Here is a 768-nt window from a genome sequence, read left to right as displayed (position 1 = left end):
CGCGTTTTCCTCCTTTTTGTTTACGCAACGGAGAGATTGAACAAAAGCTAGCGGCCAACTTCCACCTAATCGAAAGCGCACCCGTTACCGACAGCGTTGATGTCTTCAAAGGCAAAGAACAGTGGATGGTGTGGCAGAAGAAATGAGGTCATGGCGATTCAATCTGACATTGTTGGTGATCTTTAGTTGTCCAATTACCTATTAGTCGTTTAGCAGTTGACTCATTTTTGGATTAGATATGGAGACATAGATTATACCGAATAGACACCTTGCTATCCTCGAACTCCATTGCCTAGACTTTAATCTGATTACCCATGCTAAACGAAGGTATTCTTCATGAAAATAATGTCTAAATGTAATGTGTTCGTTATCTCTTTATTCACTTTGGGGCTTTTAGGCTGCGCAAGCACGAAAGACAATATGGTGGCCAAAGGGTTTCCTGTTCAATATGCAGAGGGTTTTGATGACGGGTGTCACAGTGGATACAAAGCGGCTGGAAGCTTGTTTGATGAATTTAAGAAAGACATTTCCCGATTTAACTCTGATAAAAAGTATGCTCAAGGTTGGTCTGATGGATTCAGACAGTGTGAGAGTGAACAGGAAGCAATTGAGCGTCAAACCCGAATAACAATAGAGCAGCAAAAACTGATTGAACAACGCAAAGCCAATGAGCGCTCAGAGACATATCTTCTTGAAAAACATGCACTAGAAGGAGTCGATGCAAGCGGACTTGAGAGTTTAACCCCCAAGTAGCGGTGGAGTATTGTG

At 42.3% G+C, this 768-nt stretch carries 1 protein-coding gene; it reads left to right on the top strand.

What is annotated here, in order from left to right; genetic code table 11:
* Nucleotides 1–336 precede the first annotated feature (336 nt).
* The gene (locus R8O10_RS24805) at nt 337–753 is read left to right on the top strand and encodes a hypothetical protein (protein ID WP_029803014.1); all 417 of its coding nucleotides are present in this window, start codon (nt 337–339) and stop codon (nt 751–753) included.
* Nucleotides 754–768 lie beyond the last annotated feature (15 nt).

Origin of the sequence: Vibrio sp. 1727 (assembly GCF_033344415.1) — a bacterium.
GTDB lineage: Bacteria > Pseudomonadota > Gammaproteobacteria > Enterobacterales > Vibrionaceae > Vibrio > Vibrio alginolyticus.
The sequence above is the reverse complement of the archived record's forward strand: the minus strand, read 5'-3'. Positions and strand labels throughout refer to the sequence as shown.

Bases quoted from the DNA above. Each gene is read 5' to 3' on its own strand.
- R8O10_RS24805 (WP_029803014.1), top strand. From the start codon at position 337: ATGAAAATAATGTCTAAATGTAATGTGTTCGTTATCTCTTTATTCACT.